16 protein-coding genes and 1 pseudogene are annotated in these 24,224 nt (G+C 68.1%); 10 read left to right on the top strand and 7 right to left on the bottom strand.

Annotated elements, in window-relative coordinates; genetic code table 11:
* The first annotated feature begins 49 nt into the window (after window positions 1–49).
* The 5 genes from BMW51_RS12460 to BMW51_RS12440 all read left to right on the top strand — a co-directional run bounded on the left by BMW51_RS12460 (window position 50) and on the right by BMW51_RS12440 (window position 7,219).
* Window positions 50–3,667, top strand: coding sequence for a hydantoinase B/oxoprolinase family protein (locus BMW51_RS12460; RefSeq protein WP_093007263.1), 3,618 nt, complete (start codon window positions 50–52; stop codon window positions 3,665–3,667).
* The gene (locus BMW51_RS12455) at window positions 3,667–4,335 is read left to right on the top strand and encodes a DUF969 domain-containing protein (protein WP_093006942.1); all 669 of its coding nucleotides are present in this window, start codon (window positions 3,667–3,669) and stop codon (window positions 4,333–4,335) included. Before BMW51_RS12460 ends, BMW51_RS12455 begins: the two co-directional genes overlap by 1 nt.
* Entirely contained in the window at window positions 4,332–5,255 is a 924-nt protein-coding gene (locus tag BMW51_RS12450; protein ID WP_093006940.1) for a DUF979 domain-containing protein, read from the top strand. The genes BMW51_RS12455 and BMW51_RS12450 overlap by 4 nt, the downstream gene beginning before the upstream one ends.
* Window positions 5,252–6,244 (top strand): DUF2891 domain-containing protein, encoded by a 993-nt coding sequence (locus tag BMW51_RS12445; protein WP_093006938.1) that lies wholly within the window; start codon window positions 5,252–5,254, stop codon window positions 6,242–6,244. Before BMW51_RS12450 ends, BMW51_RS12445 begins: the two co-directional genes overlap by 4 nt.
* Before the next feature lie 63 nt (window positions 6,245–6,307).
* Entirely contained in the window at window positions 6,308–7,219 is a 912-nt protein-coding gene (locus BMW51_RS12440; protein ID WP_093006936.1) for a PEP-CTERM sorting domain-containing protein, read from the top strand.
* A gap of 53 nt (window positions 7,220–7,272) precedes the next feature.
* Here the strand turns inward: BMW51_RS12440 and paoC are convergent, their stop codons facing one another.
* The 3 genes from paoC to paoA are packed head-to-tail and all read right to left on the bottom strand — an operon-like array spanning window position 7,273 to window position 11,097.
* The gene (paoC, locus tag BMW51_RS12435; protein WP_093006934.1) at window positions 7,273–9,492 is read right to left on the bottom strand and encodes an aldehyde oxidoreductase molybdenum-binding subunit PaoC; all 2,220 of its coding nucleotides are present in this window, start codon (window positions 9,490–9,492) and stop codon (window positions 7,273–7,275) included.
* Between the two features lie 4 nt (window positions 9,493–9,496).
* Window positions 9,497–10,444 carry an FAD binding domain-containing protein gene (locus tag BMW51_RS12430; protein WP_093006932.1) on the bottom strand — a complete coding sequence of 316 codons (948 nt, stop codon included), beginning with the start codon at window positions 10,442–10,444 and terminating at the stop codon, window positions 9,497–9,499.
* Window positions 10,441–11,097: an aldehyde dehydrogenase iron-sulfur subunit PaoA gene (gene paoA, locus BMW51_RS12425; protein WP_093007261.1), complete on the bottom strand. Its 657-nt coding sequence runs from the start codon at window positions 11,095–11,097 to the stop codon at window positions 10,441–10,443. Before paoA ends, BMW51_RS12430 begins: the two co-directional genes overlap by 4 nt.
* 291 nt (window positions 11,098–11,388) lie before the next feature.
* Here paoA and BMW51_RS12420 point away from each other — a divergent pair, with 291 nt between their 5' ends.
* Window positions 11,389–13,851 carry a glycoside hydrolase family 3 protein gene (locus tag BMW51_RS12420; RefSeq protein WP_093006930.1) on the top strand — a complete coding sequence of 821 codons (2,463 nt, stop codon included), beginning with the start codon at window positions 11,389–11,391 and terminating at the stop codon, window positions 13,849–13,851.
* Window positions 13,852–13,889: 38 nt separating this feature from the next.
* On the opposite strand, the gene BMW51_RS12415 is transcribed toward BMW51_RS12420, so the two are convergent.
* Window positions 13,890–15,350, bottom strand: coding sequence for a S10 family peptidase (locus tag BMW51_RS12415; protein ID WP_093006928.1), 1,461 nt, complete (start codon window positions 15,348–15,350; stop codon window positions 13,890–13,892).
* Between the two features lie 123 nt (window positions 15,351–15,473).
* On the bottom strand, window positions 15,474–15,659 hold the full coding sequence (locus BMW51_RS12410) for a helix-hairpin-helix domain-containing protein (protein WP_093006926.1): 186 nt from the start codon (window positions 15,657–15,659) through the stop codon (window positions 15,474–15,476).
* Window positions 15,660–15,738: 79 nt separating this feature from the next.
* On the opposite strand from BMW51_RS12410, the gene BMW51_RS12405 reads away from it, so the two are divergent.
* Window positions 15,739–16,284: a 3'-5' exonuclease gene (locus BMW51_RS12405; RefSeq protein WP_093006924.1), complete on the top strand. Its 546-nt coding sequence runs from the start codon at window positions 15,739–15,741 to the stop codon at window positions 16,282–16,284.
* On the opposite strand, the gene BMW51_RS12400 is transcribed toward BMW51_RS12405, so the two are convergent.
* Both BMW51_RS12400 and BMW51_RS12395 read right to left on the bottom strand, forming a co-directional pair.
* The gene (locus tag BMW51_RS12400; RefSeq protein ID WP_093006922.1) at window positions 16,281–17,108 is read right to left on the bottom strand and encodes a shikimate 5-dehydrogenase; all 828 of its coding nucleotides are present in this window, start codon (window positions 17,106–17,108) and stop codon (window positions 16,281–16,283) included. The two genes, BMW51_RS12405 and BMW51_RS12400, sit on opposite strands and share 4 nt — an antisense overlap.
* The gene (locus BMW51_RS12395; protein ID WP_177171662.1) at window positions 17,099–17,746 is read right to left on the bottom strand and encodes a TetR/AcrR family transcriptional regulator; all 648 of its coding nucleotides are present in this window, start codon (window positions 17,744–17,746) and stop codon (window positions 17,099–17,101) included. Before BMW51_RS12395 ends, BMW51_RS12400 begins: the two co-directional genes overlap by 10 nt.
* A gap of 89 nt (window positions 17,747–17,835) precedes the next feature.
* On the opposite strand from BMW51_RS12395, the gene BMW51_RS12390 reads away from it, so the two are divergent.
* From BMW51_RS12390 to BMW51_RS12380, 3 genes and pseudogenes are all read left to right on the top strand, one after another.
* Complete coding sequence (locus BMW51_RS12390; RefSeq protein ID WP_093006918.1) at window positions 17,836–19,053, top strand: efflux RND transporter periplasmic adaptor subunit; 1,218 nt, start codon at window positions 17,836–17,838, stop codon at window positions 19,051–19,053.
* Between the two features lie 6 nt (window positions 19,054–19,059).
* A pseudogene (locus tag BMW51_RS12385) lies at window positions 19,060–22,276 on the top strand (efflux RND transporter permease subunit).
* A gap of 5 nt (window positions 22,277–22,281) precedes the next feature.
* Window positions 22,282–23,823 carry an efflux transporter outer membrane subunit gene (locus tag BMW51_RS12380; protein ID WP_425440995.1) on the top strand — a complete coding sequence of 514 codons (1,542 nt, stop codon included), beginning with the start codon at window positions 22,282–22,284 and terminating at the stop codon, window positions 23,821–23,823.
* Window positions 23,824–24,224 lie beyond the last annotated feature (401 nt).

Below are 24,224 nucleotides of genomic sequence, written 5' to 3'. Positions count from 1 at the left end.
TTGAGGCGTCTTCCGCTCCTAGGGCATGTGCACCAGTGAAGGGGATGCGATGCCGGGCGAGTGGCAGTTCTGGATCGATCGCGGCGGCACCTTCACCGACGTGGTCGCGGTCGATCCGGCGGGCACGCTCTCCACGATCAAGCTGTTGTCGGAGGACCCCGGCCGCTACGACGATGCCGCGGTGCACGCGATCCGACAGCTGACCGGGGTGGCACAGGGTGATCTGCCGCCGGCCGACATCCGGCTCGGCACGACGGTCGCGACCAACGCCCTGCTCGAGCGCAAGGGCGTGCCGACTTTGCTCGCGATCACGCGCGGTTTCCGCGACGCGCTGGTGATCGGCTATCAGGACCGGCCCGACATCTTCGCGCGCCATATCCGCCGCGCGGCGCCGCTCTACGCGCGGGTGATTGAGGTCGACGAGCGCGTCGACGCCGACGGCGGGTCCGTCCGCGCGCTCGATCACGAGGCCGCGACCGCTGCGTTTCAGGCCGCCTACGACGAAGGGCTGCGTGCGGTCGCAATCGTCCTGGTCCACGGCTACCGCTATCCCGCGCACGAAGCGGCACTGGCGAAGGTCGCGCACGACATCGGGTTCACGCAGGTGTCGGTCAGCCACCGCGTCGCGCCGCTGATCAAGCTGGTCGCGCGCGGCGACACCGCGTTGGTCGACGCTTATCTCTCGCCCGTGCTCGGCGACTATGTCGACGGCTTCGCGCAGGCACTCGGCGGCGGACAGGCGCCGCTGTTCATGCAGTCGAGCGGTGGGCTGATCGACGGCGCGGCGTTCAGCGGCAAGGACGCGCTGCTGTCGGGCCCAGCAGGCGGGATCGTCGGCATGGCGCGCACCGCTGAGGCCGCGGGGTTCGACCGCGTGATCGGTTTCGACATGGGCGGTACCTCGACCGACGTGTCGCTCTACGCCGGCCGCTACGAACGTCGCAACGACGCGGTGATCGCGGGCGTGCGGGTGGCAGCGCCGACGATGCGGATCGACACGGTCGCGGCGGGCGGCGGTTCGATCTGCGCGCTGGTCGGCGGACGTCTGGTGGTGGGGCCGGAGTCGGCGGGCGCGGTGCCGGGGCCGGCCTGCTACCGCCGCGGCGGGCCTTTGACCGTCACCGACTGCAACCTGATCCTCGGCAAGCTCCAGCCCGATCATTTCCCCAGCCTGTTCGGTCCCGCGGGCGACCAGCCGCTCGACCGCTCCGCGTCAAACGCGCGGCTCGACGCGCTGCTGGACGAGGTGGAGGCGACGACGGGCGCCCGACCCGATCGGATGCAAGCGGCCGAAGGACTGGTCGCAATCGCGGTCGCCAACATGGCGAAGGCGATCAAGGCGATCTCGGTCGCGCGCGGGCACGATCCGGCCGATTACGTGCTTGCCTGCTTCGGCGGCGCGGGCGGGCAGCACGCCTGCCTCGTCGCCGATGCACTGGGCATGGAGCGGGTGGTGATCCACCCGCTCGCCGGCGTGCTGTCGGCCTATGGCATGGGGCTGGCGGATCGGCGCGTGCTGCGCGAGGCGACATTGTCGGCACCACTCGCGAATCGCGCCGCACTCGACGCCGCGGTGGCGGCGCTGGAGCAGGAGGCGATCGACGCGCTCGTCGCGCAGGGGGTCGAGGCGCGCGCAGTCCGGACCGAGGTGCGCGTCGACCTGCGTCACGCACGCGCCGATTACGGCATCGAGGTTGCGCTATCCGCGTCCGAGGCGATGGCGGAAGACTTTCAAACCCAGCACCGCCGGCAGTTCGGTTACGCGCGCGAGGGTGATCTGGTCGCCGAGCTGGTGCGGGTGGAGGCGATTGCGGACAGCAGCGCACACCCCAATGCGGTGGTCACGCTGCCGCCGGAAAGCGCGCCCGCGACCGCGCAGGTCAAGGTGCACCTCGCGGGCGAGACGCGCGACGCTGTGCTTCACGACCGCGCTCATCTCGCCGCCCACGCTACGATCAAAGGGTCCGCGCTGATCGTCGATGCCGTGTCGACGACCGTGGTGGAACCCGGCTGGACCGCTCGCGTCGACGAGCTGGGTAACCTGATCCTCTCGCGCCACGCGAGGCGCGAAGCCGTCGAGCAGGACGATCGGGTCGATCCGCTCCGCCTCGAGATTTTCGCCGGCCTGTTCATGGGATTGGCCGAGGAAATGGGCGCCGCGCTCCAGCGCAGCGCCTCGTCGGTCAACATTCGCGAGCGGCTCGATTTCTCCTGCGCGATCTTCGATGCCTCCGGTAATCTCGTCGCCAACGCGCCGCATATCCCGGTGCATCTCGGCTCGATGGGCGAGAGCATCCGCACCGTGATCGCTCGGCGCTCGGTGGCGGCGGACGGACGCGGGATGCGCGCGGGCGACGTCTATGCGCTCAATGCGCCGTATCAGGGCGGCACGCACCTGCCCGACATCACCGTGATCATGCCGGTGTTCGCAGGGCAAGCCACGGAGCCCGCCTTCTTCGTCGCCGCGCGCGGGCACCACGCCGATGTCGGCGGGACCAGCCCCGGCTCGATGCCGCCCGACAGCACCAGCATCGAAGAGGAGGGCGTCATCCTCGACAATGTCCTGCTGGTCGAAGACGGCGCGATGCGCAGCGACGACGTGCGCGCGCTGCTGTCGTCGGGGCGATGGCCGTCGCGCAACGTCGAGCAGAATCTTGCCGACCTCGCCGCGCAGGTCGCCGCCTGCGCACGTGGTGCCGATGGGCTTTCGGGCATGGTGGAGAGCTACGGCCACGCGAGCGTCGCGGCCTATATGGAGCATTTGCAGGCACACGCCGACGATGCGGTGCGCGACTTGCTGCCGACGCTGCCCGACGGTGACTTCGCCTACGAACTGGACAACGGGGCCGTTGTCCGCGTTGCCTTCCGCGTCGATCGTACGGCGCGCACTGCGACGGTCGATTTCACCGGCACGAGTGCGCAATTGCCGAGCAACTTCAACGCGCCCGTCTCGGTGGTACGCGCGGCGGTACTCTACGTCATGCGCACGCTGATTGACGCGGCGATCCCGCTGAACGACGGCTTCTTGCGCTCGGTCGAGATCAACGTGCCTGCGGGCTCGATGCTCAACCCGCAATCCCCCGCCGCCGTCGTCGCGGGCAATGTCGAGACGAGCCAGGTCGTTACCGACGCGCTGCTCGGCGCGCTCGGCGCACAAGCGGCGTCGCAGGGGACGATGAACAACTTCACCTTCGGTGACGAACGCCACCAATATTACGAGACGATCGCGGGCGGCACCGGCGCGGGTGCGGACTTCCCCGGCACGGCCGTGGTGCAGAGCCACATGACCAACAGCCGGCTTACCGATCCCGAGGTGCTGGAAACGCGCTTTCCCGTGCTGGTGGAGGAGTTCTCGATCCGGCCGGGCTCGGGCGGGTCGGGGGCGCACGCGGGCGGCAACGGCGCGATCCGCCGCGTCCGATTTCGCACCGCGATGCGCGCGGCGGTCCTGTCCAACCGCCGCCGCATCGCGCCGTTCGGATTGGCGGGCGGAGGCGATGGCGTGGCGGGTGCGAACCGCGTCGAGCGTGTCGACGGCCAAGTCGAGCAGCTCGGATCGACCGCCGCGGTCGACATGCGCGCGGGCGACGTGTTCGTGATCGAGACGCCGGGCGGCGGCGGCTACGGCCCTGACGACGGCGCGCCGGCGCGCGAGGATGCGCGCTGATGCTCGTGCTCGCCGGCATCGCGGTGATCGCAATGGGCTTCCTGCTGCGCTTCAACCCGATGCTGGTGGTGGTCGTCTCCGCGCTGGTGACGGGGCTCGCCGCCGGGCTCGATCCCGTTCGTATCCTCGCCACGTTCGGGAAGGCGTTCAACGACAGCCGCTACGTGTCGGCGATCTATATCGTGCTGCCCGTCATCGGCGTGCTCGAACGCTACGGATTGCAGGCCCGCGCCCGCGCACTGATCGGGCGGATGCGCGGGGTGACCGCGGGGCGGCTGCTCGTCGGCTATCTGCTGTTCCGGCAATTGTTCGCCGCGCTCGGGCTTACCTCGGTCGCGGGCCACCCGCAGACCGTTCGCCCGCTCGTCGCGCCGATGGCGGAGGCGGCGGCCGAGGTGCAGGCGGGCGGCGTCGGCGAGGCTGAACACGTCAAGGCGATGGCGGCGGCGACCGACAATGTCGGGCTGTTCTTCGGCGAGGACATCTTCCTCGCGATCGGATCGATCCTGCTGATGAAGGGCGTGCTGCAAGGCTATGGCATCGAGCTTGAGCCGTTCCAGCTCTCGGTCTGGGCGATCCCGACCGCGGTGGCGGCGTTCCTGATCCACGGCGCGCGGCTGTTGCTGCTCGACAGGCAACTGGCACGTCGGAGGCAGTCGGCGGCGTGATCGGGCTCAACTTCGTCTACGCGGTCGCGGGCGCGGCCTTTGCCGGGTTCGCGCTGCTCGCCGTGGTGGAGCGACCGCGCCGGCTTGCCAACGCAAGCTTTTACGCGCTGATCGCGACGAGTTTCTGGTTCGGCGACCGGCTGGGCGATGTGGGCAACGGTTTGCTCGTCCTGGCGCTCGTCGCGGTGGCAGCGTCGGGGCGGATGACGCGCGGCCACGCGAGTGGCGATCTACCGCGTCCGCGCGGAAACGGGCTGTTTGTGCCCGCGCTGATGATCCCCGCCGCGGCGCTCGCCGGCACGATCGCGTTCAAGCAGCTGCCGACGCTGATCGACCCGAAGCAGGCGACGCTTGTCGCGCTGACGGTCGGCGTCCTCGCGGCAATTGCGACGTGTCTTGCCTGGCTGCGTCCCGGCCTGACCGCACCCTTGCGCGAGGGACGTCGGCTGATGGACGATGTCGGCTGGGCCGCAGTGCTGCCGCAGATGCTGGCGAGCCTGGGTGCCGTGTTCGCGTTATCGGGGGTGGGCGAAGTCGTCGGGCGCCTCGCGGCCTACGCGATCCCGAGTGGAAGCCTGTTCGGCGCAGTCGCCGCTTACGGGCTCGGCATGGCGCTGTTCACGATGGTGATGGGCAATGCATTCGCCGCGTTTCCGGTGATGGCGGCGGCGATCGGCGTGCCGATCCTGCTGCATGGTACAGGCGGGGGCGGGGTGGGCAACGCCGCGCCGATCGCCGCGATCGGGATGCTCGCGGGCTTCTGCGGCACGTTGATGACGCCGATGGCGGCGAACTTCAATCTCGTGCCTGCCGCGCTGCTCGAGCTTCGCGACCGCAGCGGCGTTATCCGCGCGCAGGTGCCGACCGCGTTGCCGCTGCTCGCGTTCAACATATTGCTGCTCTACGCGGTGCTGCGATGACCAAGCTCGACCCCGCCCGCGCTGCGACCTTTGCCCGGCTGACGCTCGGCCATGTCGGCCAGGAATATCCGCACAAGCTCGATCAGGTCCTGGTGAGCGACGACGATCTGCTGCCCCCGCGCGTGCTCCACCCAATCTTCTACGGCAGCTTCGACTGGCACAGCTGCGTCCACGGCTGGTGGCAGCTGCTGACGCTGTTGCGGCTCCATCCTAATATGGCCGAGGTCGGCAACATTCGCGCCCGCGCCGGCGCCATGTTCACGCCGGCGAATGTCGCAGGCGAACGCGCCTTTCTCGACCGACCATACAGCGGCGGGTTCGAGCGGCCGTACGGCTGGGCGTGGCTGCTCGCGCTCCACGGCGAGGCGATGCGGCACGATGCCGGCTGGGGCGAGACGCTCGATCCGCTCGCGCGTGCCTTCGCCGACCGCTTCGCGGCGTTTCTGCCCAAGCTGACCTACCCCTTGCGCGTCGGCACGCACTTCAATACCGCCTTTGCCCTCACGCTCGCGCACGACTGGGCCCGCGCGCACGACCAGGCGCTGGCCGCGCTGATCGAGCAGCGCGCGCGCGATTGGTTCGCACGCGACCGCGGGTGTCAGGCGTGGGAGCCGGGCGGGGACGAGTTCCTGTCGCCGGCGCTCTGCGAGGCATTGCTGATGAGCCGCGTGCTGCCCGGGCCCGCGTTCCGCGACTGGTTCGACGCGTTTCTGCCTGACCTGACGCATGGCGAGCCCGCGACGCTGTTCACGCCCGCGACCGTGTCCGATCGCGGCGATGGCAAGATCGCGCACCTGGACGGGCTGAACCTCAGCCGCGCGTGGTGCTGGCGCTCGCTGGCAAAGGCGCTCGGGCCCGACCATCCGGTCGCACCGGCGGCGCTGAACGCTGCCGAGCGGCACCTGGCCGCAAGCCTGCCGCACCTCGCCGACGATTACATGGGAACGCACTGGCTGGCGAGCTTCGCGCTGCTCGCGCTCCTCGCCTGAGCGGCGGAACGATCGGGGTACTGCGCGTTGAGCGTGGCTGATGTGCTGCGATACGGGGGTGACATGACAAGGTGGATGTGGGGCGCGGTTGCGTCAGCGTTGGCGACCGTCGCGGCGGTCGGTTCTGCCACGGCGCAGCGCAGTGTCACGCCACCGCCGGTCGCCTCAACGCGCGCGACACGCACGATCCTGTTCATCGGCAACAGCTTTACCTTCGGCGCCAACTCGCCGGTGCGCAACTGGCGCGCGGACACGGTCACCGACCTGAACGGCGCGCGCTATGGCGGGGTGCCTGCCCTGTTCAAGGCGTTCACGCTGCAGGCCGGGCTCGACTATCAGGTCAGCCTGGAAGTGCAGGGTGGCAGGACGCTCGGCTTCCACTACGAGAAGCGCCGGCGGCTGTTCGACCGCGCGTGGGACGTGGTTGTGCTGCAGGAATATAGCACGCTCGATCCCGATCGGCCCGGCGATCCGCGCGCCTATATCAACGATGTCGCGCGGCTGTCGCGACTGTTCGCGCGTGCGAACCCGCAGGTACAGATACAGCTGACCGCGACCTGGTCGCGCGCCGATCAGGTGTATCGCACGCCGGGTGGTCCGTGGTCGAACAAGCCGATCACGCTGATGGCACTCGACCTGCGCGCCGCCGCCGACCGGGCGCGCGCGGTCAATCCGCTCGTCACGGGCGTGCTGCCGGTCGGGCAGGCGTGGAACCGCGCCTTCACAACCGGCGTCGCCGATCCGAATCCCTATGACGGAGTAAACTACGGTCAGATCGATCTGTGGAGTTTCGACCAGTATCACGCCAGCACCGCGGGCTATTATCTGGAGGCGCTGGTGGTGTTCGGCCGCGTCACCGGCCTCGATCCGACGACGCTTGGCCCCGGCGAGCAGGCCGCCGACACGCTCGGCCTGTCACGCGAACAGGCGAGCGCGCTGCAACGTATCGCGCGCGACCAGCTCGCGGCGGGGTAGGGGCGGTTTAGCGGAAGGGTCGTCGGGGAGGCACGGCACCTCCCCGCTGTTCATCACGCCACCGCGGGCAGTTTATCCAGATGCTTGTCGAGCGTGATCGGGTAATCGCGCACGCGCACGCCCGTCGCGTTGTAGATCGCGTTGGCGACCGCCGCACCGACGCCGCATAGTCCCAGTTCGCCGACGCCCTTCGCTTTCATCGGATTGGCCTTGTCGTCCACCTCGGGCAGGAACACGACCTCCTGATGCGGAATGTCGGCGTGGACCGGCACTTCGTAGAGCGCGAGGTCGTGGTTGATGAACAGGCCGAAGCGCGTGTCGACCGCGAGCTCCTCCATCAGCGCCGAGCCGACGCCCATCGTCATCGCGCCGATCACCTGGCTGCGCGCCGACTTCGGGTTGATGATCCGCCCGGCCGCGCACACCGCCAGCATCCGCCGGAGCCGCGTCGCGCCGGTATAGGCGTCGACGCCGACCTCGACGAAATGCGCGCCGAAGGTGGAGAGCTGGTACTCCTTGCCCAGCTTGCCGAACTCGATCTTGTCCTCGCCGACCAGCTCGCCGCCCTGCGCCGCCTGCTTGAGGTCGGCCGCGCGATTGCCGCTGGTGACCTTGCTGCCCTGGAACACTGCGTCGGCGGAGTTGAACCCGAGCCGCTGCGCCACCTGCTCGCGCAGCTTGACGCAGGCGGCGTAGACGCCCGCGGTCGAATTCGCCGCGCCGAACTGCCCGCCCGAGCCCGCCGAGACGGGATAGGCCGAGCTGCCCAGCTTCACGACGACGGCCTCCACGGGCACGCCCATCATTTCGGCCGCGGTCTGCGCGATGATCGTGTAGCTGCCGGTGCCGATATCGGTCATGTCGGTTTCCACCGTCACGACGCCGTCCTGCCCGAGGCGCACACGCGCGGCCGAGGGCATGTTCATGTGGTTGCGGAACGCCGACGCCACGCCCATGCCGACCAGCCACTTGCCGTCGCGCACCTGACCCGGCTTGGCGTTGCGGCGCGACCAGCCGAAGCGTTGCGCGCCCTCGTTCAAACAGCGCACCAGCTCGCGCTGCGAGAAGCGCCGCTCGGGCTTCTCGGGATCGACCTGGGTGTCGTTCTTAATGCGGAACGCGATCGGGTCCATGCCCAGCTTCTCGGCCATTTCGTCCATCGCGATCTCGAGCGCCATCATGCCGGGCGCCTCGCCCGGCGCGCGCATCGCATTGCCTTCGGGCAGGTTGAGCACCGCGAGCCGCATTGAGATCATGCGATTGGCGCCCGCGTAGAGCAACTTAGTCTGGTTGACCGCGGTTTCCGGGCTGCCGCCGGGCTGGTCGCCCGACCCGCTCTCGTGCGCGATCGCGGTGATCGTGCCGTCTTTCTGTGCCCCGATGCGGATGCGCTGGCGCGTCGCCGGTCGGTGCGTCGTGTTATTGGCGATCACGGGGCGCGACAGCGCCAGCTTGACCGGACGCCCCGCTGCCTTGGCACCGAGCGCAGCCATCACTGCGTCGGTGCGCAGGAACAGCTTTCCGCCGAACCCGCCGCCGACGTAGGGCGACATGAAGCGGATTTTCTCCTTTGGCATCCCCAGCGTTTTGGCGAGGTCCTCGTGTCCCCAGTTGATCATCTGGTTCGAGGTCCACAGTGTCAGTTCGTCGCCGTTCCACGCCGCGATCGAGGCGAACGGCTCCATCATCGCGTGGCTGTGGTCGGGGGTCGAGTAGGTTTGGTCGAGCGTCACGGCTGCGGCGGCGAACGCCTGTTCGAACTTGCCGACGCGGTCGACCGCCGGCGCGCCGCTGCCTTCGCCGCTTGACCCGCCGGTCAGCGGCGCAGTTTTCAGCGCCTGATCGAGGTCGAACTGCGCCGCGCCGCGCGCGTAATCGACGCGAACCAGCCCGGCGGCCGCGCGCGCCTGTTCGAACGTCTCGGCGACGACGACCGCGACGGCCTGGTGATAATGATCGACGTCGGGGCCGGCGAGCAATTTGACGGTGTTCTTGTCGCCCTTGCCGAGCGGCCCGGCATTCTGGGCGGTGACGATCGCGAGAACCCCCGGCGCCGCCTTTGCCGCGCGCGTGTCGATGCTCGCGATCCGACCCTTCGCGATCGCGGCGGGGACGAGATAGCCGTAGGCGGCGTTCGGCACCTCGGCATGATGTTCGTAGGCGTAGGGTGCGGTGCCAGTGGTCTTTAGCGGGCCGTCGATGCGGTTCATCGCGCGGCCGACGACTTGCATCCGATCGATCGGGTTCTGCCCGGCGGGTGTGTCGAACTTCATGACTTTATGCCTTGGATTGCGCGATGACGGAAGCGAGCGCGCGGGTCGCTAGCGGCAGCTTGAAGGCGTTGTCCTTCGTCGGGGTCGCGCCCTGGAACGCGCGCGCGGTGACCGCGGCGGCACCTTGCGGCAGAAGCGCTTCGGCTGCCTCGACCCGCCACGGACGCGGTGCGACGCCGCCGAAGGCGACGCGGCCCGTGCCATCAGGCTGGATCACCGCCGCCACCGAGACGAGCGCATAGGCGTAGGAGGCGCGGTCGCGCACCTTTTCGTAGAAATGCTTGCCGCCGATCGGCTTCGGCAGCGTTACCGCGGTGATCAGCTCACCGGATTTCAGCACCGTGTCCTGCTCGGGATGGTCGCCCCACAAACGGTGGAAGTCGGCCATCGGGATCGCGCGGCGCTGTCCGGCCGGGTCGATCGTCTCGACATAGGCGTCGAGCACGCGCATCGCGACCGCCATGTCGCCGGGGAAGGTCGCGATGCACTTGTCCGACACGCCGATCAGTCCAAGCTGGCGCGAATAGCCGCCGATCGCGGCGCAGCCCGACCCCGGCTTGCGCTTGTTACACGCCATGTTGGTGTCGTAGAAATACGGGCAGCGCGTCCGCTGGAGCAGATTGCCCGCGGTCGACGCCTTGTTGCGCAATTGTCCGCTGGCGCCAGCGACGATCGCGCGCGTCAGCACACTATAGTCGCGCCGTACCCGCTCGTCGGCGGCGAGGTCGGTGTTGGTGACGAGCGCACCGATCCGCAGCCCGCCTTCCGCCGTCTTCTCGATCTTGTCGAAGCCCAGGTCCTGCACGTCGATCAGATGCGTCGGCGTTTCGACCTCGATCTTCATCAGGTCGAGCAGGTTGGTTCCGCCCGCTAGGAACTTCGCGCCCGGCCGCGCCGCTGCCTGCGCCGCTCCTCGCGCATCCTTCGCGCGCTCGTAGGTGAACGCCTTCATGCCCGCACCCCCGCGACTTCGCCCATTGCCTCGGCGATGTTGGAATAAGCGCCGCAGCGACAAATGTTACCACTCATCCGCTCGCGCAGCTCCATGTTGGTCGCCTGCGGGCGCGCCGACACGTCCGCCTGGACGTGGCTGGGAACGCCGCGCTTGATCTCGTCGAGCACCGCGACCGCAGAGCAGATTTGCCCCGGCGTGCAGTAACCGCATTGATAGCCGTCATGCTTGATGAAGGCGGCCTGCATCGGGTGGAGCTTGTCGGGCGTGCCGAGTCCCTCGATGGTCGTCACCTTATCGCCTTGGTGCTGCACCGCGAGGGAGAGGCAGGAATTGATCCGCACGCCATTGACCATCACGGTGCAGGCGCCGCACTGGCCGTGGTCGCAACCCTTCTTGGTGCCGGTCATATGCAGATGCTCGCGCAACGCGTCGAGCAGCGTGGTGCGCGTGTCGAGCGTCAGGTCCTCGCGCTGGCCGTTGACCTCGAACGACACCGGCATCATCGGCGCGGGCTCGGCCGGTGTCATCGGTGACGACGCCGCTGCCTGCGCGATCGCAGCAGGCGCGCTCGTCATCGCGGCAGTGGCAGCGCCGCCGGCCAGCACGCCGCGGCGCGACAGCGAGAGCGCGCCCAAATCGGATTTCGACATGTTTTCTTTCATCTGACTGTTCGTCACGCAGCGCCATAACCGGTTGGCCATGCAGAAACACTGCTACCCCAAAGCAGAGAACCTCCGGCACGGGATTTCGTTTCCTAATCCATGTAAGTTTACGTGGCTGGCGTGATTTCGAGCGGCACCGCACTCACGGCAGTCGATGGCGCTCTTGGATGCGAAGCCGATCTCTGCCGTCGATGTGCGACCTTGACCCGCTTGTGACCGTCCGGAGCGCCGATTAGGGCTCGTCCAAACGAGGTCGCGCGTGGCGCATGGGGAGGAAGCATGAGGACGATCAGGATCGGCGTCGCGGCGGCGTTGCTGGCAAGTGCGGCGGGATTGTCGGCGCAGGGAGCGGGTCCGGCGGTCAGCGCGTCGGCGACCGCGCACCCCGATCAATGGCCCGCGCTCGCGATGAAGCGTCAGCGCGACCCCAAGGTCGAGGCACGCGTCGACGCCATGCTGCGGCGCATGAGCGTGGAGGACAAGGTCGGGCAGCTGCTGCAGGTCGACATCGCCTCGATCAGCCCCAAGGATCTGGAGACGTACAAGCTCGGCTCGATCCTGAACGGCGGCAATTCGGCCCCCAATAACGACGAGTTCGCGCCCGCGCCCGAGTGGTTGAAGCTGTTCGACGCCTTCTACGATGCGTCGGTGAAGCGGAGCGACGGGCGGCCGGTCGTGCCGGTCATCTGGGGCACCGACGCGGTGCACGGCGACAACAACATCGTCGGCGCGACGCTTTTTCCGCATAACATCGGCCTGGGCGCGATGCGCGATCCCGAGCTCGTCCGCCGCATCGGTGCCGCGACCGCGGCGGAGACCGCGGCGACCGGCATCGACTGGAGCTTCGCGCCGACCGTCGCTGTGGTGCAGGACGATCGCTGGGGGCGCACTTACGAGAGCTATTCGGAAGACCCGTCGCTCGTCGCCTCCTACGCCGGCGCGATGGTTGAGGGTATTCAGGGCCGGGTGGGAGGCGACTTCATGCGCCCGGGCCACGTCATCTCCTCGGTGAAGCATTTCCTCGGCGACGGCGGTACCGGCGGGCGCGATCAGGGCGACACGCGCGTCAGCGAGCAAACGCTGCGCGACGTCCATGCCGCGGGCTACATGACCGCGCTGCCCGCGGGTGCGTTGACCGTGATGCCCAGCTTCTCGAGCTGGAACGGCACCAAGCTGACGGGCAACAAGTCGCTGCTGACCGGCGTGCTCAAGGAACGTTGGGGGTTCGACGGCTTCGCGGTCGGCGACTGGAACGCGCACGGGCAGGTGCCGGGCTGCACCAACGAGGATTGCGCGGCGGCAATCAACGCCGGGCTCGACATGTTCATGTACTCGGGTCCGAAGTGGAAGGAGCTGTACGCCAACACGCTGCGCGAGGCGAAGGCGGGGATTATCCCGGCGGCACGCCTCAACGACGCGGTGCGCCGCATCCTGCGCGTCAAGGTGCTCGCCGGTACGTTCGAGGCGGGGCGCCCTTCGTCACGACCGTTCGCGGGCAAGTTCGACCTGCTCGGCAGCGCCGAGCACCGCGCGCTGGCACGTCAGGCCGTGCGCGAGTCGCTCGTGCTGCTCAAGAACAACGGCGTGCTGCCGATCAAGGCCGGCGCGAACGTGCTGGTCGCGGGCGCGGGTGCCGACAACATAGGGCAGCAGGCGGGCGGCTGGTCGATCACGTGGCAGGGCACCGGCGTCACCAACGCCAACTTCCCCAATGCGCAATCGATCTGGGGCGGGCTGTCGGAGGCCGTGCGCGCGGCGGGGGGCACCGCCATCTTGTCCGCGGATGGCAAGTACACCGCCAAACCCGATGTCGCGATCGTCGTGTTTGGCGAAACGCCTTATGCCGAATTCTCCGGCGACCGCCCGACGCTGGAATTCAGCCCCGACGACAAGTCGAGCCTGCAACTGCTGCGTCGCTTGAAGGCCGCGGGCGTGCCGACGGTGTCGGTGTTCCTGTCGGGCCGGCCGTTGTGGGTGAACCCGGAGCTGAACGCGTCCGACGCCTTCGTCGCTGCCTGGCTGCCAGGGACCGAGGGCGGCGGCGTCGCCGACCTGCTGGTGGCGGGGCGCGACGGCAAGCCCCGCGCCGATTTCCGCGGAACGCTGTCGTTCTCTTGGCCGAAGCGGCTCGACCAGTACGTGCTTAATAGGCGCGATCCGAATTACGACCCGCTGTTCGCGTTCGGCTACGGCCTGTCCTACGCGAAGGGCGGGCAGGTATCCAAGCTCGACGAAGCGCGGCCGGCGAACGCGGGCGGCGACCAGAACGCGCTGTTCGTACGCGGGCGGCTCGCCCCCGGCGCGTCGTTCCGGACCAGCGGCGCGGTGACGCAGGCGCGCGTCGATCGCCAGGCGCAGGAGGACAGCGTGCGACTGACCTTTGCCGGCGCCGGCGAACTCGCGGTCGAGCAGGCGCAGCCGATCGACCTGTCGCGCGAGTCGAATGGGCAGTTGAGCCTGATCCTCGACTATCGCGTCACCCGTGCACCGACGGGGACCGTTACGCTCGGCATGGCCGGCGGACGCAGTGCCACCGTTCCGATTACCGGCGTGCTCCGCAACGCCGGCAGTGACTGGACTGAACTGGCGGTGCCGCTACGCTGCTTCGCCGATCAGGGGGTCGACATGGCGCGGATTACGCGTTCGGCGGTGATCGCGGCGACCGGCGCGGCGGGCATCGACGTATCGGGCATTCGCGTCGCCAGCGCGCCGCCCGGCCCGGTTATCTGCGGGCAGCGCTGATAAACACGTGAGGGGCGACGCGCGCGGCGTCGCCCCGCTCATTTGCGATACAGCGCCCGCGCGTCGTTCTTGAACGCTGCACCGCTGTCGTTGCGGCTGTAGAACATGTGCCCGCCCGGATAGACCTTCAGCGCGACGCGCTCGGCCTGCCCGAAGGCGGGCATCTGATCGACGATCAGGCGGGAGGCGAAGAACGGGCATGACAGGTCGTCCCAGCCGTGGACGATCATGACGCGCATCTTGGGATCGTTGGCGATCGCCTTGCGCAGGTCGGTGACGGGCGTATCGGCGGGCTTGCCGCGGTTCCACGCCGCATTCACCGCGTAGGACAGCGCATTGTAGCGCGCGTCGGTCTTCCAGCCGACCTCGCGCGTGACGAAATCGACCATCGCGCTCGTTGTCGGCGCGATCAGCGCGTCGAGGATCGGATCGTTCGACTGCTGACTCGGCGACCAGGGGAAGGGGTCGAACGCGGTGACGTTTGAATCGTAGACGCTGCCGATCGTGCCCTCGCTCCTGTGCACTTCGCGCAGATACGTGCGGCTGTCGACACGCCCGCCCAGCCGCTGGACCAGCGCGGGATCGAGCCCGGTCAATTGCGTGACACGGCTCACGATGCGTCCCGTCGCCTGCGGGTCCGACCGCCCGCGCAGCAGGTCGCGCGCGAAGTCGCCGCGGGTGTAATCCTCCACCGCCTGCATTGCCGCCGGGGTCAGCCGGCCCTGCCGCTCCAGGTTCGCCGCCGCCATCGACGGCAGGTCAATCATCCACGGCAACGGCGACAGCGCGGTCGCGTCGTCGCCCGACGCCGGGTCGAGATACGGCGACACCATGATGAGGCCGTTGATTCCGACGCCGATCTGCGATTGCAGTTCATAGGCGATGCGCGGCGCGCGGTATCCGCCGTAACTCTCACCCATCACGTACTTCGGACTGCGCAGCCGGCCTTCCTTGACCAGCCAGTCGTAGACGACCTTGGACAGGTATTTGATGTCGGGATCGTTGGCGTAGAACGCCTTTTTCGTCTCGTCCTCGCCTACCAGGCTGCGGCTGAACCCGGTGCCGATGGGGTCGATGAAGACCAGGTCGGTGAAATCGAGCCAGGTGTTGGGATTGTCGCTGGCGATCGGCGCGTCCGAGGGCGCGTCTCCCTGCGCGCCGAACTGCACCCGCTTGGGGCCGACCGCGCCCATGTTGAGGTACACCGATGCCGCGCCCGGCCCGCCGTTGAACGCGAAGGTGACGGGGCGCGCCGGATCGCGCCCGGGCACCGTGTACGCGGTGTAGACGACCTGTCCGATCTCCTTGCCGCTCTCGTCGCGCACCGGCAGCGTGCCGACGGTCGCACGGTAATTCAGCACGCGCCCGCCGACACGCACGCTCTGCGCGATCGTGCGGTCGGCCGGCAGCGGCGGCAGCTTGGTGCCGTCGTCGGTCTTCTTCTCGACCGTGGTGGTCGTCTTCTCCTGCGCGAGCGCGGGAGTGACTGTCGCGAGCATCAGGCCTGCGGCGAGCAGGCGGGTCAGTTTACGGCTTGGCTGTGGCAAGTGATATTCCCTCTCTCGCCAGCAACTTACCGTCTGCACCGCACGGCGCAATCCGGCTGCGCGGGAAAAGCGGCGTCACCCGACCGAGAGATACTCCTCCGCGCCGTCGGCCTTTTGCGCGAGACCCGGGACTTCGTTCAGCTGCCTCAGCTCCGTGAAGCCGCCGCGTTCCTCGCGGTAGCGGACGATCTCCGCGCCGTGCCCGGCGAGCATCGGCACGGTGTCGAGTTCGTCGGCGCTGGCGGTGTTCAGATCGATCATGCGTGTCGCTCCTGCGGGATAGGAGCGGTGAACACCCAGCGCGCGGGTCCGATCCGCCCCCTACTGCGTTGAAGGCGCCATGCTGGCATTTATCGATTTCGAAGCCTCCTCGCTGTCCAAGCGGAGTTACCCGATCGAGGTCGCCTGGGTGTTCGAGGACGGCCGCAGCGAGGCTCACCTGATCCGCCCCGCGCCCGCCTGGGACGATTGGGACGATGCGGCGGAGGCGATCCACGGCATCGCGCGTGCCGAACTCGAGCAGCAGGGCCAGGATCACGCGGCGGTCGCGCGGCGCATGGTTGCCGAACTCTCCGGACACGACCTGCTGGCGAGCGCGCCGTCGTGGGACGGCAAGTGGTTGAGCGCGCTGCTGCGCGCGGCCAAGCTGCCGCGCCACAGCCTGCGGCTGCGCGACAGCGACGACGCGCACCGCGAACGCGCGCACGCGATCCTCTCGCAGGCCTTGTCGGGCAACGCACTGGCGTCCGCCGTCGCCGAGGTGCTCGAACAGAGCGAACCGCGAGGGAAGGATGAGCCGCCCGCGCACCGCGCACTCGCCGATGCGCAGGAGGAGCACGCGCGCTGGCTGGCGATTGGCCGCTTGGCGCGCAAACGTCTGGCCTAGTCGACCTCTCCGCGCGCGAACGCGGCGGCGTGGGCGATGTCGTCGTCGCCGGGGCGCACGCCGGTGTAGAGCACGAATTGCTCCAGCGCCTGCAGCACCGCAATGTCGGCGCCCGCGATCGTCACCTTTCCCGCTGCCCGCGCCGCCCGCAGGAACGGCGTTTCGGCCGGCAGCGCCACTACTTCGATCGCGACCGCGCTGCGCGCGATCACGTGGGGAGTAAAGGCGAGCGCGGTTTCATCGCCGCCGCTCATGCCAATCGGCGTCGCGTTGACGAGCACCGCGGCGCCGTCGCCAACCTCAACCTGCCAGTCGAAGCCGTAGGTGTTGGCAAGCGCGCGGCCCTTGTCCGCATTGCGCGCTACGACCGTGCCGCGCCGATGCCCACGATCACGCAGCGCCGCCGCGACCGCTTTCGCCATGCCGCCCGATCCACGCAGGCTGAACGGCAGCTCGGGGGCGACGCCGGCGCGATCGAGCAGGTCGCGCATCGCGCTGTAGTCAGTGTTGTACCCGGTCAGCCGTCCGTCGTCGTTGACGATCGTGTTGACGCTGTCGATCGTCGCGGCGGAGCCTGCGAGGCTATCGAGCAGCGGGATCACCGCTTCCTTGAACGGCATCGACACTGCGCATCCGCGTATGCCGAGCGCGCGTATACCACGCATTGCGCCGTCCAGATCATTGGTGGTGAACGCCTTGTAGGCATAGTCGAGCCCGAGCCGCTCGTAGAGCCGGTTGTGAAACCGCGAGCCGAAGTTGCCCGGTCGCGCGGCGAGCGACATGCACAGCCGCGTGTCGCGCCCGATCGGCGGCTTCACGCGCACGCGGCAACCGTGGCTTCGTCGTCGCACAAGGCGTCGATCTGCGCGTCGATGCACGCGAGCAGCGGCGCGAATACCGCACGGTCGGCCTGCCCGGGCCACAGCACGCGGCGCTGCATGACGCCTGACGAAACCGTCAAAATCATGTTGGCGACGGTGACCAGCCGTTCGTCGTCGACGTGCGCGGCGGCGATGATCCGCAGCGCGAGCACCAGTTGCTGGCGGAGTCGCTGATCGATCATGTGGAAGATCGCGGCGATGCGCTCGTTGCGCGCCGCCTCCGCAGTGATCTCGGCGAAGATGCGCGCGTCCTCGACCTCTTCGCAGGTGACGAAATCGGCGATCCACGCGCGCACCGCGGCGTGGTCACCCGTCGCGCACGCGTTACAGAGCACGCCGTCGTACAGGAACTCGTCGAGGTCCTGCTCGACCATCGCCGCGACGATCGCCTCCTTGTTGGCGAAATCGCGGTAGATCTGCCCGACGAGCACGCCCGACTCCTTCGAGATCTGCGCCATGCCGGTGTTGTGGAACCCGGCCTCCGCGAACAATTTTCGCGCGGCCTGGATCACCTGCGATCGGCGTGCGTTTGCTTTCTCGTTGCGGGGCAACGGCGCGCACGCCGCTTCGGTCCTGCTCATCATCTCCTTCCCATATTGACGCTGGCGCTCGTTCGCAGTAGCAGCATTCGTGAGTGATCGTTCATTCACACATTTTTTCCGGGAAGTCCATGCTGATCAATCGTTTCGCGGCCGCCGCGATGCTGGTGGCGCCGCTCGCCGCGTGCGGGGGTGGCAAGGAGCAGGCGCAGCAGCAGCCCGCCGGACCGCCGCAGGTCGGCGTGGTCGCGGTCAAGAGCGAGGCGGTGACGCTCACCACCGTGCTGCCCGGCCGCACGGTGGCCTATGAAACCTCGGAAGTGCGTCCGCAGGTCAACGGCCTGATCCTCGCGCGGCTGTTCACCGAGGGTGACCAAGTGACCAAGGGCCAGCCGCTCTATCGCATCGATCCGCAGCCTTACGTGACGCAGGTCGCCAGCGCGCGCGCCGCGCTCGCCCGCGCGCAATCGGCGATCGCCTCGAGCGCGGCACTCCAGCGTCGCTACGGCGAGCTGGTCAAGATCAACGCGATAGCGAAGCAGGATTACGAGAACGCGATCACCTCGGCGGCGCAGGCGCGCGCCGACGTGGCGGCGCAGCAGGCCGCATTGCGTTCGGCGCAGATCGACCTGTCGCGCACCACCGTGCGCGCGCCGATCTCGGGCCGGATCGGCCGCTCGATCGCGACCACGGGTGCGCTGGTGACCGCGGGGCAGACCGATCCGCTCACCACGATCCAGCGGCTCGACCCAATCTACGTCGACGTGCCGCAGTCGAGCGCGGATTTGCTCGCGCTCCGTCAGAAGATCGCGGCGGGCGACCTGTCGCGCGGCGGTCAAGCGGCGCGCGTGCAGCTGCGGCTCGAGGACGGCTCGGTCTACCCGATCGAGGGAACGCTCCAGTTCACCGACGTGAGCGTCGATCCTGCCACCGGCACGCAGACGATCCGCGCGCGCTTTCCCAACCCGCGTGGGCTGCTGCTGCCGGGCATGTACGTCCGCGCCGAGCTGATCGAGGGTACGCAGGGCGACGCATTGTTGGTCCCGCAACGCGCGGTGCAGCGTGACGAGAAGGGCAATCCGACCGTGATGGTCGTGGGTGCCGACAACAAGGTGCAGATGCGCAAGCTGACTGCGCCGCGTACGATCGGCGACAACTGGCTGGTCACTGCCGGATTGAAGTCGGGCGAGAAGGTGATCGTCGAGGGCGGCATGATGCTGCGCCCCGGCATGCCGGTGAAGGCGGTCGCGTGGAACCCGAACGCGAAGTCCGCGGGTCAGCCCAGCGGCGCGCAAGGTAGTGGTCAGGGCGGTGGGAATGCCGGCCAGCCGCAGCAGGAAGCGAAGTAACCGCTCATGTCACGCTATTTCATCGATCGGCCCATCTTCGCGTGGGTGATCGCGATCGTGCTGATGCTCGCGGGCGTGCTCGCGATCCGCAGCCTGCCGGTCGCGCAGTTTCCCGAGATCGCGCCGCCCGCGGTCGCGATCGCCGCGACCTATCCGGGTGCAGATGCCGAAACGCTGGAACGCACGACGACGCAGGTCATCGAGCAGCAGCTGAAGGGCATCGACAACCTGCGCTATTTCTCGTCCTCGTCGTCGTCGGCGGGCACGGTGACGATCACGCTGACCTTCGAGCAGGGCACCGACCCCGACATCGCGCAGGTGCAGGTACAGAACAAGCTGCAGGCGGCGACCCCGCTGCTGCCGCAGGAAGTCCAGCGCCAGGGTATCCAGGTCACCAAGTCCGCGGCGAGCTTCCTGGTGGTCGTCGGTCTGGTGTCCGAGGACGGTTCGCACAGCGCGAACGACCTGGCCGACATGATCAACTCGAAGATCCAGGACCCGATCAGCCGCGTCAGCGGCGTCGGTGAGCTCCAGATCTTCGGCGCGCAGTACGCGATGCGCATCTGGCTCGATCCATTAAAGCTCAACAGCTACCAGCTGACCATCGCCGACGTGACGAGCGCGGTCGAGGCGCAGAACGCGCAGGTCTCCGCCGGGCAATTGGGTGCGCAGCCCGCGCCCAAGGACCAGATGCTGAACGCGACCGTCTCGGTCCAGTCGCGGCTCCAGACGCCCGAGCAGTTCGGCAACATCCGCCTGAAGACCAACCAGGACGGTGCGATCGTGCGCCTGCGCGACGTCGCGCGTGTCGAGCTCGGGGCCGAGAATTACGGCTTCGACGTCAGGTATAACGGCAAGCCCGCGTCGGGCTTCGGCGTGCGCCTCGCCGCCGGTGCGAACGCGCTCGACACTGTTCAGGCGGTCAAGGAGCGCACGGCGGAGATCGCCAAGACGCTGCCCGCCGACGTCAAGGTCATCTACCCTTACGACACCACGCCGTTCGTGCGCCTTTCGGTCGAGCAGGTGATCCACACGCTCGTTGAGGCGGTGGTGCTCGTCTTCCTCGTCATGTTCCTGTTCCTGCAGAACTGGCGCGCGACGATCATCCCGACGATCGCGGTGCCGGTGGTGCTGCTCGGCACCTTCGGCGTGCTGGCACTCGCGGGATACACGATCAACACACTGACGCTGTTCGGCACGGTGCTCGCGATCGGCCTGCTGGTCGACGATGCGATCGTGGTGGTGGAGAACGTCGAGCGCCTGATCGTCGACGAGCATCTCTCGCCCAAGGATGCCGCGCGCAAGTCGATGGACGAGATCTCGGGCGCGCTGATCGGCATTGGCATGGTGCTGTCGGCGGTGTTCCTGCCGATGGCGTTCTTCGGCGGCTCGACCGGCGTGATCTATCGACAGTTCTCGATCACGATCGTCTCGGCGATGGTGCTGTCGGTGCTGGTCGCGCTGATCCTGACCCCCGCGCTCTGCGCCACGATCCTGAAGCCGCACGATCCCAAGAAGCAGGAAGGCAACGGCCCGCTCGCGCGCTTCTTCCGCTGGTTCAACGACAAGTTCGAGCGCGGGCAGAACAAGTACGAGAATGGCGTCAAGCGGACGGTGCGTAGCTGGAAGCGCTCGATGGTCGTGTTCGCGGTCATCGTGCTCGGCGTCGGTGGCCTGTTCGCGACCTTGCCCTCGGGCTTCCTGCCCGACGAGGACCAGGGAACGGTTCTGGCGCTCGTTCAGGGTCCCGCTGGTGCGACAACGGCGCGCACCGACAAGGGCCTCGACCTCGTCCGCGACCACTTCCTCAAGGACGAGGCTGCAAACGTGGCGGGCATCTTCACCGTCAACGGGTTCAGCTTCGCGGGGCAGGGGCAGAATGCGGGCCTCGCCTTCGTCAACCTGAAACCGTGGGAGGATCGCCCGGGCGCCGAGAACCGCGCGCAGGCGATCGTCGGCCGCGCGATGGGAACGTTCTCGCAGTACAAGGACGGGATGATCTTCGCGCTGATCCCCCCCCGCGGTGCAGGAACTGGGCAACGCGACCGGCTTCGACGCGCAGCTGGTCGATACCGGCGGGGTCGGGCACGCGAAGCTGCTCGAAATTCGCAACATGATGCTGGGCATGGCGGCGCAAAACCCCGCGCTGGCGCAGGTCCGCCCGCTCAGCCTCGACGACGCGCCGCAGCTGAAGGTCGTGGTAGACGAGGACAAGGCGCGCGCGCTCAACCTCGATCTGGCGACGGTCAACAGCACGATTGCGACCGCCTGGGGTGGCGGCTACGTCAACGACTTCATCGACCGCGGTCGCGTGAAGCGCGTCTACGTGCAGAACGATGCGCCGTACCGGTTGAAGCCGGAGGACATCGGTGCGCTCTACGTGCGCAGCACGACCGGCCAGATGGTGCCCTTCAACGCCTTCACGACGCAGGAATGGTCGAATGCGCCGGTGCAGCTGACGCGCTACAATGGTCAGCCCGCGATGCAGATCCAGGGTTCGCCAGCGCCCGGCAAGAGCACGGGCGCGGCGATGGAGGCGTTGCAGGAAATCCACGCCAAGCTGCCGCCGGGCACGACGCTCGAGTGGACCGGCCTGTCGTACGAGGAACAGCTGTCGGGCGGGCAAGCGCCGGCGCTCTACGGCCTGTCGCTGCTGATCGTCTTCCTGTGCCTCGCAGCGCTCTACGAAAGCTGGTCGGTGCCAATTTCGGTGCTGCTGGTCGTGCCGCTCGGCATCATCGGCGCGCTGTTCGCCGCCTGGATCACGGGTCTGAATAACGACATCTACCTGCAGGTCGGCCTGATCACCACGATCGGCGTGTCGGCGAAGAACGCGATCCTGATCGTCGAGTTTGCGGAGGAACGGATCGCGGAGGGGATGAAGCCGTTCGATGCCGCAGTGCAGGCGGCCAAGCTGCGTCTGCGTCCCATTCTGATGACCAGTCTCGCGTTCATCTTCGGCGTGTTGCCGCTGGCGATCTCCACCGGCGCGGGCGCAGGCGGGCAGAATGCGATCGGCCGTGCGGTGGTCGGCGGCATGTTGACTGCGACGGTCTTCGCGATCTTCCTGGTGCCGATGTTCTTCGTCGTCGTGCTGCGCCTGTTCGGGCACGGCGACGACGCTGAACCTGCCGCACCCGACAATCCCGATCGCGGGCGCGAGGACGACCGACGCCGCGACCATGACTCGAACCAGGGCCGCCCCGCGGTCGAGGGAGCCTGAACGACGTGACCCGCTCCGCCATCTTAGCCGCGCTCGCGTTGTCGACCGCGCTCGCCGGGTGCAATCTCGCGCCGAAGTACGAACGTCCGACCGGCGCCGTTCCGGCCGCCTTCCCGCAGGGCGGTGTCTACCCGCGCGCCGCGACCGATGCCGTCGATGTGTCCGCGATCGGCTGGCGCGACTTCTTCCTCGATCCGCGTCTGCGGCAGGTGATCGAGACGGGGCTCGCCAACAACCGCGACCTTAGGATTGCGGCCGGCAACGTGCTCCAGGCGCGCGCGCAATATCGGATCCAGCGCTCCGACCTAGTGCCGACGACGGCGCTGTCGGGCTCCGCGACCTATACCAACAACATCTTCGGAGCGACCGGCGCCAATGCCGGTGCAGGCGCAGGCGCGGGCGGCGCGACGGGCGGAGGCTCCGGCGGCGGTGGCACTGGGACCGGCATGGGCGGCGGTGTCGGTGGTAGTGGTGCCGGCGCGGGCGTCGGCGGCGCCGGGGTCGGCTCCTCCTCGTCGAATATCGAGTTCTACTCGGTCAACGCCGGCTTCTCGGCCTTCGAGCTCGACCTGTTCGGGCGTGTCCGCAACCTCAGCCGCGCCGCGCTTGAGCAGTATTTCGCGACTGAAGAGGCGCAGCGTTCGACCCGAATCAGCCTGATCGCGGAGATCGCGACTGCGTGGCTGACGCTCGCCTCCGACCAGGAACAGCTCCAGCTCTCGCGCCGCACGCTGCAGACCTTCGGCGAGACGCTGCGGCTGACCCAGGCACAGTTCCGGATCGGTGTCGCGTCCGAGCTCGAGGCGCGACAGGCCGAGACGAACTACCAGTCGGCGCGCAACGACATCGCGACGCTGACGACTCGTGTCACGCAGGACCAGAACGCGCTCAACCTGCTGGTCGGAACGACCGTGCCGAGCGAGCAACTGCCCGCGGGTCTGGGGAAGACCGCCTACACGCGTGACGCGCTGCCGGGTAACGTGTCGTCCGAGGTGCTGCTGCGACGTCCCGACGTGCTCCAGGCCGAGCACCAGCTGATCGCGCAGAACGCCAATATCGGCGCTGCGCGCGCCGCCTTCTTCCCACGGATCTCGCTCACGGCGACGATCGGGACGATCTCGACGGCGTTGTCCGGCCTCTTCGGTGGTGGCAGTTTCACCTACACGGGTACGCCCTCGGTTGGCCTGCCGCTGTTCGATGGTGGCGCGAGAAAGGGCAATCTCGATTATGCGCGCGCATCGCAGCAGGTGGCGGTGTCGACCTATGAGCGTGCGATCCAGACGGCGTTCCGTGAGGTCGCCGACGCGCTGGCGCAGCGCGGGACGATCGGGGAGCAGGTGTCGGCGCAGTCGGCGCGTGCGAACGCGGCGCAGGTCGCCGCCCGTCTTTCCGAGGCGCGTTACCGTGCGGGAGTGGATTCGTTCCTCGTGTCGCTTGACGCGCAGCGTGTGTCGTATGCGGCGGAGCAGCAGCTGGTGACGACGCGTTTGACGGGTGCGAGTAACCTGGTGGAGTTGTACCGATCGCTGGGTGGTGGGATCAACTGAGTGGGGGGGGGTTGCCCGTGAGGTGCCCTTGCGAGGCGCTCACGGGGCTTGTGACGCGGGTTTGAGCGAAAACTGCAACTTTTCTGCAAAAACCGTTTGACGGTATTCGTTGGCCCGCCTAGATGGGTGTCACCGCAGCGGCGGGGCGCTAGGCGCTACTGACGCTAGCTGGTGTGATCGGAAACGGTGGCGCGGCGGTCTGGCTCTTTACCGGAGGGTAGGGGGATGGACTGAGCGCTGTGTTTTTGTCGCTCTTTGACATTGTTGGTTTAGATGAAGGGACATGCGGGCGGCGGCTTTTGCGGGTTCTGGCACATTCAAGGTGTGTTGGGGGTCGTTAGAAGTTAAGCTGAAGCTTGTATGTCTCTTACGTTACACATGTAAGATTTGTGCAGGTTTTG

The sequence above is a fragment of the Sphingomonas palmae genome (assembly GCF_900109565.1).
Lineage (GTDB): Bacteria > Pseudomonadota > Alphaproteobacteria > Sphingomonadales > Sphingomonadaceae > Sphingomonas > Sphingomonas palmae.
This window is presented reverse-complemented; position numbering and strand designations above follow the sequence as displayed.